Origin of the sequence: Erwinia persicina NBRC 102418, assembly GCF_001571305.1 — a bacterium.
Lineage (GTDB): Bacteria > Pseudomonadota > Gammaproteobacteria > Enterobacterales > Enterobacteriaceae > Erwinia > Erwinia persicina.
Genome location: NZ_BCTN01000022.1, coordinates 1 through 16,253, shown reverse-complemented (window position 1 = coordinate 16,253; position 16,253 = coordinate 1). Strand labels below are relative to the sequence as shown.

Genomic DNA, 16,253 nt, shown 5'->3' with positions numbered 1-16,253 from the left:
TCCTGTCAGTCCTGCGCAATCAAAACAGGGTGAAAGGCGCAATTACGATAAATTTAACGTCTTTTTCATCCTGGAAAATATTGTTGTACCCACTGCCGTAACTGGGAATATTGCTGTGGTTGTCATAGCGGGTGTAATGCAGCTTGAACAACGTCCCTTTCGCCGCGCCCTCCTGAATCGTATAGAGTAAATCAAGGTTCCACGCCGATTCTTTTAAACGCGAGCTCTGGTTATAAACCGGATTACTGCTGGGTTTCGCATCCCAGCCATAGGCATAAGAGGCACCCACACCCCACCCAGGTAACTGCCAACTGACGAGATCGTAAATAACCCCGGCAAACAGCGCTTTTTCACCATTGGCATTCCAGTCGGACCGGGCATCCCACCATACGTCAAGGCGACCATTGGAGGAGGCGTAACCGGGTGTCATACGCTGAAGGAAATAGCCCTGATTACCCTCAGCTTTTACCCAGGTTCCTTCAAGGCGAAAATCAAATGGCCCCGCGATATAGCCCAGAGTCAACGCCTGAAGCCACGCCAGCCCCTCGTAAACATCATTAATATTTTCCGCACCGCCATGTTCTTTATCTTTGGCACCATAGAACTGCCAGCTGGTGCGCAGATCATTGCCAATAAGTGGAAAAGCATAAGATGCTTTAGCAAAATATTGGTCCATGTAATCTGCTGCCTGTCCGAACGCTCCTTCTAAAACTAATTTGTTGGTGAATTCATATTTTAACCCTAATGAATGCAGATAACGTATTCCCGTAGAGCCATCGGCTTTGCGGAAGTTATACATATTTTCATACCAGGGGGCTTTATAACGGTCGCTCCACATATACGAAAATGACAACACACCCGCATCGCCAAAATCATGCCGATATCCACTTTCCGCACCGAGATAAGTGCCAGGTAAAAAACTCCAGTGTGGGGCCAGGAGAGTTTGTCCCGTGGGTTGTAAATACCCCGCCCTTAGCCATATATCATCATATTTAACTTTTATTGCAGCCTTATAGATACTGGTGCCACTACGGTCACCGCTCCAGCGTTCATCCCAGCGGGTTTTCGCATTACTGAAACCAATTTCATTTGGAGCCGCTGGGCCGCTGTTCGCCATTTCAAGAGCGCTAAACACCGCCAGGTCTAAACCGATAATGTCAGCAGCCAATCCTGAAGAGAAATCCAGGCTGCCGTTAAAGGTAGAATGGTGCAGGTTTTGCTGATACTGGCCATATTTATCACTCGCTGGCTCGAGATCTTTACGGTCGCGCTGCCGCTGCCAGTAGTAAATGCTGCCATTAAGTGCAGAATCTGTAATAAAACCAGTAGCAACAGAAGGTGAAGAATAAAAAACACCAGATGAAATTAAACTCAACGCCAGCGGAATCGCTAGCGAACTTCGCCCAGAGGTAATTTTATGCATCGAATAATCCTTATTCTTATCGGATGGGAAAATAATTCCATTTGGCGATGAATTAATTAACGCCTTGTATCACCCACGGATGCATATTATTTTTCGCGACGCGAATTATCAATTGAAAATAAATTATGAATGTAAAAACATGATCGACACCACAAACTCACGGGAAATAAAAATACCACTTTCGTATTTCTACTAATGGTATTTTACTATTATACAGTTTAGCCCGTATAGAGCGGTAACCACCCGCCATAAGAGAGTAGCGACACCAGCGCATTCAGCAAACCAAACAACAGCACCAGGATAATCGGCGCGTTACCTCCCCTGACACGCCAATTGGCAGTGGAATAACGTCGCCGGGACTGTCTGGCCAGCAGTGCAGGCGTCACGACTGCCCAGACGGTCGCAGCCAGCCCCGCATAGCCAATAGCCAGCAAAAAACCATCAGGCCAGATGAGTGCAGCCGTTAACGGCAGGCTGAACGTCAGTAGCGTAGTTTTCAATCGTCCGAGTGCAGAATTATCCAGCTTAAACAAATCGGCAAGGTAATCAAAAAAGCCGAGACTGACACCAAGAAAAGAGCAGGCAACAGCAAAGTTAGAGAAGATGTCCAGCATCAGATTCAGATAGCGATTATGCAACACACCCGATAGCGCCCCGACCAGCACATCGATATTTCCCCCCTGCGCAGCAATCACTTTGAATTCGCTGCGCGGAATATTACCCATGGTGCCAATGATCCAGATAAAATAGATCGCCAGAGCCATTAACGTGCCAAAAACCAGACAGCGGCTGACGCGTGCTGCATTTTTATGATAATAACTGATCAACCCGGCAATATTGCCATGATAGCCAAAAGAGGCCAGGCAGAAAGGCACGACGGCCCACAGATAGCGTAAATAATCGCTCTCCGTTCCCTGGCTGTCGAGCAGATTGACCGGCTCGATATGCCACAGCAGCCCGCCAAAAATCATCAAAAAAGTAATGACCTTTGCGCCAAGAAAAATCAGCGTCATGCGGCTAACCACCGCCGTCCCAAGCCAGATAAACAGTGCCACCAGCAGCGTAAACAGCAGACCAGCCACCCGGGCCGACATGCCGATATCTAACTGCCCCAGGCTGCGCTGTATAATCGCTCCGCTGGCAGAAATATAGGCGTAGGTCAGGATACCCAATACAAAGACTACCGACAGGCCATTAACCAGATTCCAGCCACGCCCCAGCAGGTCACGTGTAACGGTATCGAAACTGGCTCCGGCGGGATAATGCAGACTGGCTTCAAGATATAACAGCCCGGACAGCAACATACAGAACCATGTGGCAATCAGCAGAGCCGAGGACCAGAGAAACCAGGCACCGGACATCACCACAGGAAGAGAAAACATTCCGGCACCAATGATGGTGCCGCTGATAATCAGTGTTCCCCACAGTGTCGACGGTAAGCGAACAGCAGAAGCCGGTACAGCCATAACAATCCCTTAGCGGAAGCAGTAAAAAAACATGCCCTTTGCCGGGATAATCCACTGGCTAAACGGCCATAATGCCGCATAGTCTACACATTTTCACACTCGCGAACTAGTACAGTAATCAGTTGGTCACCATCGTTTCCTGTAAATATCGCCAGCGCGGTGGCTCAACGCCACAGTTAATCACCGCCAGTGAAATTCGGTGAGTATGATTTTCCCCCTGCTGCTGCCGTTCGTGATACTGAATGGCCACCTCCTGGCCAAACTGGGCCAGGGTCTGACACTGTTCAATGGTAATATGCAGCCCCTGCCGCCCGCCGACCAGGCGTGCAAACAGTGCCGCTACCTCAGGCATCGCCAGACTCTTACCGGTGGGCGTGACCATCACAAAGTCGGGGTCAAAGTGTGAAAGCAGCGGCGTTAACTGACTTTCATTACCATTAAATACGGCAGCAATCTGTTCATGTAACACCAGTACACTTTCACGGGCTTTTTCGGTTAATGTTGACACAGGGTATCCTTATGACGGGTGAGGCGGGAGATCATCCACAGCGGAAGCAGCCCGGTAACGGCGGCTATGATATAAACCTGCTGATATGACTGCGCTGCAGGATAAAAGTGATTAAGTAAACTGAACAGCACCGTCAGCAGGGCCGCCCCCAGGCTGAATGAAAGCTGACGGTTAATATTCCATATCACGCTGGCCCGCGTCATCTGCCGATCGTGAAAATCGGTCAGGGCGCTGGTTTGCGCCGTATTGGCGCTTATTCCGCCGCCAATGCCCATCAACAGGTAGGCGAGGCTCAACACCAGGATCTGTTCCGGCCTCTGTACCAGCGCCAGCATGGCGATACCGACGGCATGGAGCACTAAGCCCGTGCTGAACAGGATGGCGGTTCCGAGACGATGGTAGAGACGACCGCACAGCAACATCGCCACCAGCGCACCACCGCCGTAAAACAGCATAACAGCCCCGCTGCGCTCGGCAGAAAAATGCAGGCACTGTTGCAGATAAAATATATTCAGCAGGTTTACACCGGTAAACAGGCCCGGTACCGCGTAATACACCACCACTGCAAGCTGAAGCCGGGCGTTACGCAGCAGACTCAGATCTATTACCGCCTGCGCCTGACGCCGGTAATGTTTCAGATAAGCGAATGCGAGACAGAGCCCCGACAGCAGCCACAGCGAGGCCGGGAGCGCGGAACCCGGCTCACTCAGCCGTGAGAGCCCAAGCAGCACGGCAGTCAGCGACAGACAGACCAGCAGAATGCCCCAAATGTCAGGGCGAATAGCCGTCAGCGTTTCAGGCTTTATCCACAGTGCGGCCAGTACAGCGGCAGCCAGACTAAACGGAATATTGCACCAGAAAATCCAGCGCCACGAGAGTGTGTCCACAATCACTCCCCCTAAAAGGGGAGAAAGTGCAGGGGCTATCAGCGCCACACACATGATAAGCGTAGAAATGGTTGCCCGCTCCCTGCCCCGGAACAGGTTGAACGTCAGCGCCTGCCCTATCGGGATCAGCAGTCCCCCCGCCATACCCTGTAAAAAACGCCACAGCACCAGTAACGTAAATGAATCGGACCGACCGCAACCCCATGCCGCCAGGCTGAACAGGATCATCGATACCACCAGCACCGGGCGTGCACCGAAGCGGCCAGCCAGCCAGCCGCTGACCGGAATAATCACCGTCAGCCCAAGGATATAACTGTTCGCCACCCAGCTAAGCGATCCGCTGGCAATATTCAGCTGCCCGGCTATCTCCGGCAGGGCAACAGCCGACATAAAAATATTAATACAATCAATAAAAAAACCGAGCAAAAAAATGACGGCAACACGGTAACGATAACTCATAGTCATACCTCCGGGCGCAGCATAGCGGTGATTGACTACCTAAATCGACTGGCATAAATTGAAAATATTGTTTTATAAAAGTGAACAATTCCGTGCATACCCATCTCGATAAGATCCACACGTTCTTCGCAGTCGTCGACAGCGGCAGTTTTACCCGTGCCGCTGATAATCTCGGTCTGAGTAAGGCCATGGTCAGCCTGCATGTCAAAACACTGGAACAGGTGCTGGGCGTGACTCTGTTGGTACGCAATACCCGCAATCTGGCGCTGACGGAAAGCGGAAGTCAGCTTTATGAAGAGTTCAGGACGATATTTTCCCAAATCGAACAGGCGGTTAGCCGCGTTACCGATGACAGCCAGCCCCTTTCCGGTGAGCTGCGTATCACCTCAACCTGGGAATATGGTCAGCGCTGTCTGATGCCCCTCGTTGCCCGTTTCTGTCGGCAGCATCCCGCTCTGAAACTCAGTTATAACGTGGGTGCATCGCTGGACGACCTGGTCAGCCACAAACTGGATATCGCTATCCGCCTGGGCACGCTGCGAGACTCTTCACTCAGGAGCCGCAAACTGGGCGAATACCGGATATGGCTGGTGGCCTCCCCTCACCTTGTGGCCCGCTACCCGCTGCAAAACCTCAGTGAGACTGCCGCATTACCGTGGATACATAACAGCAATTTGCCCCATCCGGGCCGCTGGCGTTTCAGTCTGGATAAAGAACACTGCGAGATTAAAAGTGAGGCAAGTTACAGCGCCAATTCTGCTCAGATTATGCGCCAGATGGCGCTGGAGGGGTTGGGCGTGGCGGTACTGCCTGAATGGCTGGTGGCTGAGGATGTGGCGGACGGAGCGTTACAGATCCTGTTTAGTGACTGGCAGCTTCCGGTACAGCCGGTCAGCGCCGTGTTTGCCGCCGGGGTCACCCTGCCGCGTAAAACGCGTTTGTTTATTGATTATCTGTGTGCGGAATTATAAAAAAAGGGCGCATCAACGCCCTTTTCTTCGGAGTAGCAGCTTACTCGCCGACTTTCGCCCAGGTGTCACGCAGGCCAACGGTGCGGTTGAACACCAGATTGCTGGCACTGGAGTAGACACTGTCAGCGCAGAAGTAGCCTTCACGCTCAAACTGATATGGGGCTGACGCCTCCGCCTGCTGCATCCCGGGCTCCACGAAGCCCTGACGGATCACCAGAGATTCCGGGTTGATGCTGGCCAGGAAGTCTTCTGCCGCCCCCGGATTCGGTACGCTGAACAGCCGATCGTACAGACGGAACTCTGCCGGAAGGGCATGAACAGCTGACACCCAGTGGATAACGCCCTTCACTTTACGCCCGTCGGCCGGATCCTTGCTCAGAGTATCCACATCACAGGTACAGAACAGGCAGGTAATGTTGCCTTCATCGTCCTTTGCCACGCGCTCGGCTTTGATCACATAGGCGTTACGCAGACGCACTTCTTTGCCCAGCACCAGCCGCTTGTACTGCTTGTTTGCTTCCTCACGGAAGTCAGCACGATCGATGTAGATCTCACGACTGAACGGGACTTCGCGGGTACCCATTTCCGGCTTGCTCGGATGATTAGGCATGGTGATCACCTCATCGTGGTGCGCAGGCAGATTTTCAATCACCACTTTTACCGGATCCATCACTGCCATAGCACGCGGGGCATTCTCATTGAGGTCGTCACGGATACAGGATTCCAGAGCGGCCATTTCAACAATATTGTCCTGCTTGGTCACCCCAATGCGGCGGCAGAATTCACGGATGGATTCCGCAGTGTAGCCACGGCGGCGCAAACCCGAAACAGTCAGCATACGGGGATCATCCCAACCTTCCACCACGTTCTCGGTCACCAACTGACTCAACTTACGCTTGGACATGATGGCATATTCAAGATTCAGGCGAGAGAATTCATACTGACGCGGATGAACCGGAATGGTGATGTTATCCAGCACCCAGTCGTACAGGCGACGGTTATCCTGGAATTCCAGCGTACACAGTGAGTGAGTAATGCCTTCCAGCGCATCAGAGATGCAGTGGGTAAAGTCATACATCGGATAGATGCACCACTTATTGCCGGTCTGATGATGTTCGGCAAATTTGATGCGGTAGATCACCGGATCGCGCAGAACGATAAAGTTGGAAGCCATATCAATTTTGGCTCGTAAACACGCGGTGCCCTCGGCAAAGCCGCCCGCGCGCATTTTAGCAAAGAGGGCAAGGTTTTCGTCCACGCTGCGATCGCGGAAGGGGCTGTTTTTACCCGCTGAGGTCAGGCTGCCACGGTATTCACGGATCTGCTCCGGTGACAGTTCATCAACGTACGCCAGCCCTTTACTAATCAGCTCAACGGCATAATTGTGCAGTTGCTCGAAATAGTCAGATGAGTAGCGTACGTCACCACTCCACTTAAAGCCCAGCCACTGCACATCACGCTTGATTGATTCAACAAACTCCAGATCTTCTTTCACCGGGTTAGTGTCATCAAAGCGCAGGTTACACTGCCCCTGATAATCCTGAGCGATACCAAAGTTCAGGCAGATTGATTTCGCATGACCAATATGCAGATAGCCATTCGGCTCAGGCGGGAAGCGGGTGTGCACTGAACTGTGCTTACCGTTCGCCAGATCTTCGTCGATAATCTGACGAATAAAGTTAGTTGGGCGGGCTTCAGCCTCACTCATCTCAATTTCCTCAATTAATGCTGGGCATTGGCTCTCATTTCTTCAGGTTGTCGCCAGGCGGCTACCGGAAGAATGACAAGTATAATTTAGCTATGAAATATCGGAGTATGATCCACAAAGCTGACAGGGGAAACAACCGTTTGTTGCGGGAATCACATAAAAAAGGGCGGGAATCGCTTCCCGCCCTGCCACAGTCGCACTCAATGACGCTGTTAGCCTTTAATTTCGTATATCCGCGTTTCGCCTGCCACCACCGTTTCACCGGCGAGCAGGGTGATCCCGGCGAAATCTTCGATGTTGCTGACCACCACGGGGCTGATCATCGAACGGGCATTGGCGTTAAGGAATGCCAGGTCCATCTCCAGCACCGGTTGACCGGCCACCACCGTCGCGCCCTCTTCGGCAAGACGCGTGAAGCCTTTACCTTCCAGCGCCACCGTATCGAGTCCCATATGCACAACGATTTCGATACCCTTTTCCGTTTCGAGGCAGAAGGCATGGTTGGTGTTAAAGATCTTAACCAGGGTGCCGGAAGCCGGTGCCACCACCGTACTGCCGGTGGGCTTGATCGCCAGACCGTCACCAACGGCTTTACTGGCGAAGGCTTCATCCGGTACCTGCTCAATGGCCACGACCGTGCCGCTAACCGGTGCCACCAGCGAACCTACAATTCCTTTCGCCACATTAGGCACAGCCTGAGGTACAGCCGTCGGAGTCATCGGTGCAGCACTCACTGCCGCCGCTGCCGCCACCGGCCCTTTCGCGATCTGTTTTTTCATCTCTTCAGCGATGGATTCGGCTTTCGCCCCCACAATGACCTGAATGGTTTGCTTATTCAGTTTCACCACGCCGGACGCACCGAGGCGTTTACACTGCGCATCATTCACCAGCGAGGCATCTTTTACTGACAAACGCAGACGGGTAATACAGGCATCAATTCCCTTCAGGTTATCTGATCCGCCAATCGCGCCAATGTACTGGCGGGAAAGATCAGCCAGCCGCTCTTCGGTGTTGCTGTTGGCCTCATCTTTGACCAGCAGGTCGCCTTCATCTTCACGGCCCGGTGTTTTCAGGTTCAACATGCGAATCACCGCACTGAACAGCACGAAGTAAACAATAAACGCCACCAGCCCCATCACCAGCAGTAACCAGACGTTATGGCTGGCCGCCGGCAGTTTATACATTAAGGCATAGTCGATGGCGCCCGCAGAGAAGGAGAAGCCCGCATGAATGCCCAGTGAGGTGGCAACAAACAGGCTGATCCCGGTCAGGATGGCGTGGATCAGATACAGCATCGGTGCCAGGAACATGAACAGGAATTCCAGCGGTTCAGTTACGCCGGTGAGGAATGCGGTGACGGCAACGGACAGCAGCATACCGCCTACCATCGGACGACGCGCCTTTGGTGCCGCCAGGTACATTGCCAGCGCAGCACCCGGCAGACCGAACATCATGATCGGGAAGAAGCCCGACATAAACATCCCCGCCGTGCCATCACCCGCATAGAAACGGTTGATATCACCGTGGAAGACCGCACCCGCCGCATTGGTGAACTCACCGATCTGGAACCAGGCAATAGTGTTCAGTACCTGATGCAGGCCCGTTGGGATCAGAAGACGGTTAACGAAGCCGAAGATACCCGCACCGAAGGCCCCTTCCGAGACGATCCACTCACCGCCTGCATGGATGCCGGCCTGTACCGGTGGCCAGACATAACCAAATACCGCCGCCAGCACCAGACAGAAGAAACCGGTCGCAATCGGAACGAAACGTTTGCCACCGAAGAAACTCAGGAAGTCCGGCAGCTTAATGTCAGACCAGCGGTTGTAGGCCATACCGGCAACCAGACCGGTGATGATCCCCGCCAGCACGCCCATATTGACCGTCGGATTAATGGTGACCATTGCCTTGGTCAGAATGAAATACCCCACGGCACCGGCAAGGGCTGCCGCGCCGGCGTTGTCTTTGGACCAGGTAGATGCCACACCAATCGCGAAGATAAGGGCGAGGTTGTCAAATATGGCCCCGCCCGCCTGCGCAATAAACGGCATATTGAGTAAATCAGGCTGGCCGAAGCGCAGCATCAGTGCGGCAACAGGCAACACTGCGATAGGCAGCTGTAACGACCGCCCTAATCTTTGAAAGAATCCTAGAATATTCACCATTTCCCCCTGTGAGCCCGGTTAGGGCGGCAAAAACCGTCTGTTTTTTTTCACGGCTTTTTTTTGTCAGTTCGACACTACACACCACGAAGCGAAGTGTAAAAAAAAATTAATTCGCTTCGCAAATTAAACCTGCATTTATGTGACAAAAATCACTTAAAAACGCATTATTGTTAGCATGTGACTGGCTAACTGCACAAACTTATTTTATGATCCGAAAAATCAAAACGGATAAAACCCACTGTCAGCCTGTGCCAATCGGGTTACGCTTAGTCAGCGCTCAGACAGATCACCGTTTTACTCTATTCCCAACTCTGCTACTACGAGGTGCAAGATGAGACTGATTCCTCTGGCAATGCCAGCCCAGGTCGGAAAATGGGCAGCACGCCATATTGTTAACCGTATCAATGCGTTCAAACCAACGGCTGACCGTCCCTTCGTTCTGGGTCTGCCTACCGGCGGCACCCCGCTGGAAGCGTACAAGCACCTGATTGAGATGCACAAAGCGGGCCAGGTTAGCTTCAAGCATGTAGTGACGTTCAATATGGACGAATACGTTGGCCTGCCAAAAGAGCATCCGGAAAGCTATCACAGCTTTATGTACCGTAACTTTTTCGATCACGTTGATATTCCAACTGAAAATATCAATCTTCTCAATGGTAATGCCCCAGATATTGACGCAGAATGTCGCCAGTATGAAGAAAAGATCCGTGCTTACGGCAAAATCCATTTATTTATGGGTGGCGTAGGCAACGACGGTCATATTGCCTTTAACGAACCGGCTTCATCACTGGCTTCACGTACCCGCATCAAAACCCTGACTCACGAGACCCGTATTGCTAACTCACGCTTCTTTGGCGGTGACGTTGATCAGGTCCCCAAGTATGCCCTGACCGTAGGCGTGGGTACGTTGCTGGATGCAGAAGAAGTCATGATCCTGGTTACCGGTCATCTCAAAGCACAGGCACTGCAGGCCGCCGTTGAAGGCAACGTGAACCATATGTGGACTATCAGCTGTCTGCAACTCCATTCTAAAGCCGTGGTGGTGTGTGACGAACCGGCCACCATGGAGTTGAAAATGAAAACGGTGAAATATTTCCGCGAGATGGAAGCAGGAAATATCAAAGATCTGTGATCGTCCCTGACGGGCGCTGTCATGACAGATTGGTGCCTGCCGGAAGAAAATTTCTGACGGCAGGACAAGCAATATCAGGAAAGTCAGGAGAATAGCTATGTACGCATTAACCCAGGGCCGCATTTACACTGGCCACAAAATCCTCGATCGCCATGCGGTTGTCATCGCCAATGGTCTGATTGAACGCATCTGCCCACTGGAAGATCTGCCCACAGGCATTGAAACGCGTCAGGTGGATGGCGCGATTATTGCTCCTGGTTTTATTGATCTGCAGTTAAATGGCTGTGGTGGCGTGCAGTTTAATGATGATATTGCCGCTATCAGCGTTGAAACGCTGCAAACGATGCAAAAAGCCAACGAGAAATCGGGTTGCACCAGCTTTTTGCCAACGCTTATCACCAGCACAGATGAACTGATGAAGCGTGCTGTTGAGGTGATGCGTGCCTGGCTGGCCCAGAACAGCAATCAGGCGCTGGGTCTACATCTTGAAGGGCCGTGGCTCAATCCGTTGAAAAAAGGCACGCACAATCCCGATCTGATCCGGGCGCCCGATCAGGCGCTGGTTGACTTTCTGTGCGCCAATGCCGATGTGATCGGCAAAATCACACTCGCTCCGGAAAAAGTCGATGCCGCTGTAATCCGTCAGTTGCGTGATGCCGGCATTGTGATTTCTGCCGGCCATTCACACGGCACCTATGATGAAGCCCTCGCCGGGATTGACGCCGGGGTTTCCTTTGCGACGCATCTCTATAACGCCATGCCGACCACCAGCGGCCGCGAGCCTGGTCTGATCGGCGCGCTGTTTGACTCTTCTGAGGTCTGGTGCGGCATTATTGCCGATGGGCTCCACGTCCATTACGCAAACATTCGCAATGCTAAACGAATCAAAGGTGACAAGCTGATCCTGGTTACCGACGCGACGGCACCAGCAGGCGCTGCCATTGATCAGTTCATTTTTGCTGGTAAAACAATATACTATCGCAACGGGCTGTGTGTTGATGAGAATGGCACGCTCAGTGGTTCTGCATTGACTATGATCGAAGCGGTAGCTAACAGCGTCGAACATGTCGGCATCGCACTTGATGAAGCGCTTCGTATGGCAACGCTTTACCCAGCCCGCGCAATGGGGGTAGAGGCACGTTTAGGGACGATTGAAGCCGGAAAAGTGGCCAATCTGACCGTGTTCACCCGCGATTACAAAATCACCCGGACCATCGTTAATGGTAACGAGGTCTTAAGCGAGTAGATATTTAATGACCACCGGCGGCCAGGCACAAATCGGAAATGTTGATCTTGTTAAACAACTTAATAGTGCGGCCGTTTACCGGCTGATCGATCAGCAGGGCCCTATCTCTCGAATCCAGATTGCCGAGCACAGTCAGCTCGCCCCCGCCAGTGTTACCAAGATCACGCGTCAGCTTATTGACCGTGGTCTGATCAGAGAAGTCGATCAGCAGGCCTCTACCGGAGGCCGTCGTGCCATCTCCATCATCACGGAAACCCGGGGGTTTAACACGATTGGTGTCAGACTGGGCCGTCATGATGCGACTGTCACGCTGTTCGATCTGAGTGGTAAATCGCTGGCGGAAGAGCACTACTCACTGCCTGAACGCACTCAGGAAACACTGGAAAATGCGCTGTTCAAGGCCATTGCCGACTTTTCAGAACTTCATCAGCGCAAGCTGCGCGAGCTGATCGCTATCTCCGTCATTCTGCCCGGATTGGTCGACCCGAATAACGGCATTATCCGTTATATGCCTCATATTAATGTCAGTCACTGGCCACTGGTTGCCAACCTTGAAAAACGGTTTAACGTCACCAGTTTTGTCGGCCACGATATTCGCAGCCTGGCGCTGGCGGAGCACTATTTTGGCGCATCGCGTGACTGTGCAGACTCCATTTTGGTGCGTGTTCATCGCGGTACGGGGGCCGGTATTATTGCCAACGGGCATATTTTCCTCGGCAGTAACGGTAACGTGGGAGAGCTGGGACATATCCAGGTCGATCCGCTGGGCGAACGTTGTCACTGCGGCAACTTTGGCTGTCTGGAAACCATTGCTGCCAACAGTGCGATTGAAAACCGTGTACGACATCTGTTGAACCAGGGCTATCCAAGCAGTCTCACACTGGACGACTGTCACATTCAGCCCATCTGCCGTGCCGCCAACCGTGGCGACGCTTTGGCGGCGGAAGTCATCGAGCACGTTGGACGCCATCTTGGTAAAGCCATCGCCATCGCCATTAACCTGTTCAATCCGCAAAAAATTGTCATCGCGGGTGAAATAATGGAAGCCGACAAAGTGCTGCTACCTGCCATTGAAGGCTGCATTAATACCCAGGCGCTAAATGCGTTCCGTAAAAATTTGCCGGTGGTGCGCTCGGCGATCGATCATCGTTCGGCGATTGGTGCTTTTGCTCTGGCAAAACGGGCGATGCTCAATGGCATTTTGCTGCAACGACTGCTGGAAGTTAATTAAATGATGGAATCTGAACGCATGACGATAAAGAACGTTATCTGCGATATCGACGGCGTGCTGATGCACGATAATACGGCCGTACCTGGCGCTCGCGAGTTTTTACAGCGTATCGTCGGCAATAATATGCCTCTGGTGGTGCTGACGAACTATCCTTCGCAAACCGCCATGGATCTGTCAAACCGCTTTGCCTCCGCCGGCATTGAGCTGCCGGACAGCGTCTTCTATACCTCAGCGATGGCCACGGCAGATTTTCTGAAGCGCCAGGAAGGGAAGAAAGCCTATGTCGTCGGCGAAGGGGCCCTGATCCATGAGCTGTACAAGGCCGGTTTTACCATCACGGATATCAACCCCGACTTTGTGATCGTGGGTGAGACCCGCTCCTTTAACTGGGACATGATGCATAAAGCCGCCTGGTTCGTGGCGAACGGTGCGCGTTTTATCGCTACCAATCCGGACAGCCACGGCCACGGTTTCTCGCCGGCCTGCGGTGCGTTGTGTGCCGGTATCGAAAAGATCTCCGGCCGCCAGCCATTTTACGTCGGTAAACCCAGCCCGTGGATTATGCGTGCCGCGCTGAACAAGATGCAGGCGCATTCAGAAGAGACGGTGATCGTGGGTGACAACCTGCGCACGGATATTCTTGCCGGTTTTCAGGCCGGACTGGAAACCATTCTGGTGCTGTCGGGGGTTTCCACGCTCAGTGACGTCGACGCCATGCCGTTCCGCCCCACCTGGATCTACCCTTCGGTTGCCGATATCGACATTATCTAGTCTTTACACCTTCCCTGCCCGGCCTGCCGGGCAATGCCTTTTTCCTCGCTGGACATTTTTCATCCACTTTTTATCATCTATTGCACATTCCTCAATAAAAAGACCAAAAAAATGAATATCCGCTAAGGATCAAGCCGGGGCAACGGGCTATTTTTCACCTAATGACTAAAATACTTGCATCACCTGACGGCTTAGCGCATTTTCATAGTCATGACGCGATAACTGTCGCTTTAAACCAATATCATCACCGCAAGGTAAGTCGTTAGGGAGCTGTATATGTGTTCTATCTTTGGTGTACTCGATCTGAAAAGCGATCCTGCTGAACTGCGCAAGAAGGCCCTGGAGCTTTCACGTCTGATGCGTCACCGTGGCCCGGACTGGTCAGGTGTTTATGCGAATGACAATGCGATCCTTGTTCATGAGCGTCTGTCGATTGTCGACGTCAACAATGGCGCACAGCCGCTGTACAATGCAGACCATACACACGTCCTTGCGGTAAACGGTGAAATCTATAACCATCAGGCCCTGCGCGCTGAACTGAGCGATCGCTATGCGTTCCAGACCGAGTCTGACTGCGAAGTGATCCTCGCGCTGTATCAGGAAAAAGGCATCGACTTCCTTGATGACCTGCAGGGCATGTTCGCCTTTATCCTTTATGACAGCGTGAAGAACACCTATTTAATCGGCCGTGACCATATTGGGATCATCCCACTGTATATGGGTAACGACGAGCACGGTAACCTGTATGTGGCTTCAGAAATGAAAGCGCTGGTACCGGTTTGCCGCAGCATGAAAGAGTTTCCGCCAGGCAGCTACCTGTCCAGCACCGATGGTGAGATCCGCCGCTACTGGCAGCGTGACTGGTTCGAGTATGATGCCGTTGAACACAACGCCACCGACACGGCAGCGCTGAAAAACGCGCTGGAAGAGTCGGTGAAAAGTCACCTGATGTCAGATGTCCCTTATGGTGTGCTGCTGTCAGGCGGACTGGATTCATCCATTATCTCTGCGGTGACCAAACGTTTTGCGGCCAAGCGCGTAGAAGATCAAGATAAGAGCGAGGCCTGGTGGCCGCAGCTGCACTCCTTCGCCGTCGGCCTGGAAGGCTCTCCTGACCTGACCGCAGCAAAAGCCGTGGCAGAACACCTGGGCACCGTCCACCATGAGATCCATTTCACCGTGCAGGAAGGCCTGGATGCCATCCGTGATGTGATTTACCACATTGAAACCTATGATGTGACCACTATTCGCGCCTCGACGCCAATGTACCTGATGTCGCGTAAAATCAAGGCAATGGGTATCAAAATGGTATTGTCCGGTGAAGGTGCTGATGAAGTCTTTGGCGGTTATCTCTACTTCCATAAGGCACCGAACGCCCGCGAATTCCATGAAGAGAACGTACGCAAACTTCATGCTCTGCATATGTTCGACTGCGCACGTGCTAACAAAGCGATGTCGGCCTGGGGTGTGGAAGCGCGCGTGCCGTTCCTGGATAAGAAATTCCTGGACGTGGCCATGCGCATCAACCCGCAGGACAAAATGTGTGGCAGCAACGGGAAAATGGAAAAACACATCCTGCGCGAGTGTTTTGAGTCTTACCTGCCAGCAAGCGTCGCCTGGCGTCAGAAAGAGCAGTTCTCTGATGGCGTAGGCTATAGCTGGATCGACACCCTGAAAGAAGTGGCTGCCGCACAGATCAGCGATCAGCAGCTGCAAACCGCGCACTTCCGCTTCGCTTACAACACGCCGACGTCAAAAGAAGGCTACCTGTATCGCGAAATCTTTGAAGAGCTGTTCCCGCTGCCAAGCGCGGCAGAATGCGTCCCAGGCGGTCCGTCAGTGGCCTGTTCCTCTGCTAAGGCAATCGAATGGGACGAAGCCTTCAAAAACATGGACGATCCTTCAGGCCGCGCCGTCGGCGTCCACCAGTCCGCTTACTAATTGTTGGTTGTTATGCAACACAAACGGGCCCCTGCGGCCCGTTTTTAATTAGCGGTTGCGTCTGTTAACTTCAGAATTCGTTGATTTTATCGACATCCTGGTCACAAGGCAGTCAAACAACACGATTGTGACAAAAAACGGGAAAAAACTTGTTGACGCTTTTAGGCCAACTCCGCATAATGCGCCCCGCAACGCCGCAGAAGGTTACGCGAAAAAAGATGGCTACTTAGCTCAGCTGGTTAGAGCACAGCACTCATAATGCTGGGGTCACAGGTTCGATTCCCGTAGTAGCCACCATCTTTTTTGCGCGGGAGTGGCGAAATTGGTAGACGCACCAGATTTAGG

Annotated in this window: 12 protein-coding genes and 1 tRNA gene; 7 read left to right on the top strand and 6 right to left on the bottom strand. The window is 52.6% G+C overall.

Annotated elements, in window-relative coordinates:
* Window positions 1–19 precede the first annotated feature (19 nt).
* The 4 genes from chiP to EPE01S_RS19255 all read right to left on the bottom strand — a co-directional run bounded on the left by chiP (window position 20) and on the right by EPE01S_RS19255 (window position 4,743).
* Complete coding sequence (chiP, locus tag EPE01S_RS19270; RefSeq protein WP_062748407.1) at window positions 20–1,423, bottom strand: chitoporin ChiP; 1,404 nt, start codon at window positions 1,421–1,423, stop codon at window positions 20–22.
* Window positions 1,424–1,641: 218 nt separating this feature from the next.
* Window positions 1,642–2,889, bottom strand: coding sequence for a tryptophan permease (gene mtr / locus EPE01S_RS19265; RefSeq protein ID WP_062748405.1), 1,248 nt, complete (start codon window positions 2,887–2,889; stop codon window positions 1,642–1,644).
* Between the two features lie 118 nt (window positions 2,890–3,007).
* Entirely contained in the window at window positions 3,008–3,397 is a 390-nt protein-coding gene (locus EPE01S_RS19260) for a hypothetical protein (protein ID WP_062748403.1), read from the bottom strand.
* Window positions 3,385–4,743 (bottom strand): MFS transporter, encoded by a 1,359-nt coding sequence (locus tag EPE01S_RS19255; RefSeq protein ID WP_062748401.1) that lies wholly within the window; start codon window positions 4,741–4,743, stop codon window positions 3,385–3,387. The genes EPE01S_RS19260 and EPE01S_RS19255 overlap by 13 nt, the downstream gene beginning before the upstream one ends.
* 92 nt (window positions 4,744–4,835) lie before the next feature.
* On the opposite strand from EPE01S_RS19255, the gene EPE01S_RS19250 reads away from it, so the two are divergent.
* A complete protein-coding gene (locus tag EPE01S_RS19250; RefSeq protein WP_072277486.1) occupies window positions 4,836–5,714 on the top strand; it encodes a LysR family transcriptional regulator in 879 nt (292 codons plus the stop codon).
* Window positions 5,715–5,754: 40 nt separating this feature from the next.
* On the opposite strand, the gene glnS is transcribed toward EPE01S_RS19250, so the two are convergent.
* On the bottom strand, window positions 5,755–7,422 hold the full coding sequence (gene glnS, locus EPE01S_RS19245) for a glutamine--tRNA ligase (RefSeq protein WP_062748397.1): 1,668 nt from the start codon (window positions 7,420–7,422) through the stop codon (window positions 5,755–5,757).
* A gap of 212 nt (window positions 7,423–7,634) precedes the next feature.
* Entirely contained in the window at window positions 7,635–9,584 is a 1,950-nt protein-coding gene (gene nagE, locus EPE01S_RS19240; RefSeq protein WP_062748491.1) for a PTS N-acetyl glucosamine transporter subunit IIABC, read from the bottom strand.
* A gap of 334 nt (window positions 9,585–9,918) precedes the next feature.
* Between nagE and nagB the strand changes: the two genes are divergently transcribed.
* The 6 genes from nagB to EPE01S_RS19210 all read left to right on the top strand — a co-directional run bounded on the left by nagB (window position 9,919) and on the right by EPE01S_RS19210 (window position 16,205).
* Entirely contained in the window at window positions 9,919–10,719 is an 801-nt protein-coding gene (nagB, locus tag EPE01S_RS19235) for a glucosamine-6-phosphate deaminase (protein WP_062748395.1), read from the top strand.
* 97 nt (window positions 10,720–10,816) lie between these two features.
* A complete protein-coding gene (gene nagA / locus EPE01S_RS19230; RefSeq protein WP_062748393.1) occupies window positions 10,817–11,965 on the top strand; it encodes an N-acetylglucosamine-6-phosphate deacetylase in 1,149 nt (382 codons plus the stop codon).
* 7 nt (window positions 11,966–11,972) lie between these two features.
* Complete coding sequence (gene nagC / locus EPE01S_RS19225) at window positions 11,973–13,196, top strand: DNA-binding transcriptional regulator NagC (RefSeq protein WP_062748391.1); 1,224 nt, start codon at window positions 11,973–11,975, stop codon at window positions 13,194–13,196.
* A gap of 18 nt (window positions 13,197–13,214) precedes the next feature.
* Window positions 13,215–13,967: an HAD-IIA family hydrolase gene (locus EPE01S_RS19220; protein WP_062748489.1), complete on the top strand. Its 753-nt coding sequence runs from the start codon at window positions 13,215–13,217 to the stop codon at window positions 13,965–13,967.
* 276 nt (window positions 13,968–14,243) lie between these two features.
* Window positions 14,244–15,908 carry an asparagine synthase B gene (gene asnB, locus EPE01S_RS19215; RefSeq protein WP_062748389.1) on the top strand — a complete coding sequence of 555 codons (1,665 nt, stop codon included), beginning with the start codon at window positions 14,244–14,246 and terminating at the stop codon, window positions 15,906–15,908.
* A gap of 220 nt (window positions 15,909–16,128) precedes the next feature.
* A tRNA-Met gene (locus EPE01S_RS19210) sits at window positions 16,129–16,205 on the top strand.
* The last annotated feature ends 48 nt before the right edge of the window (window positions 16,206–16,253 follow it).

Excerpts from the sequence above, each read along its gene's own strand:
- chiP (WP_062748407.1), bottom strand. The coding sequence starts at position 1,423 with ATGCATAAAATTACCTCTGGGCGAAGTTCGCTAGCGATTCCGCTGGCG.
- mtr (WP_062748405.1), bottom strand. The coding sequence starts at position 2,889 with ATGGCTGTACCGGCTTCTGCTGTTCGCTTACCGTCGACACTGTGGGGA.
- nagC (WP_062748391.1), top strand. The coding sequence starts at position 11,973 with ATGACCACCGGCGGCCAGGCACAAATCGGAAATGTTGATCTTGTTAAA.
- EPE01S_RS19255 (WP_062748401.1), bottom strand. The coding sequence starts at position 4,743 with ATGAGTTATCGTTACCGTGTTGCCGTCATTTTTTTGCTCGGTTTTTTT.
- asnB (WP_062748389.1), top strand. The coding sequence starts at position 14,244 with ATGTGTTCTATCTTTGGTGTACTCGATCTGAAAAGCGATCCTGCTGAA.
- EPE01S_RS19220 (WP_062748489.1), top strand. The coding sequence starts at position 13,215 with ATGACGATAAAGAACGTTATCTGCGATATCGACGGCGTGCTGATGCAC.
- nagA (WP_062748393.1), top strand. The coding sequence starts at position 10,817 with ATGTACGCATTAACCCAGGGCCGCATTTACACTGGCCACAAAATCCTC.
- glnS (WP_062748397.1), bottom strand. The coding sequence starts at position 7,422 with ATGAGTGAGGCTGAAGCCCGCCCAACTAACTTTATTCGTCAGATTATC.
- nagB (WP_062748395.1), top strand. The coding sequence starts at position 9,919 with ATGAGACTGATTCCTCTGGCAATGCCAGCCCAGGTCGGAAAATGGGCA.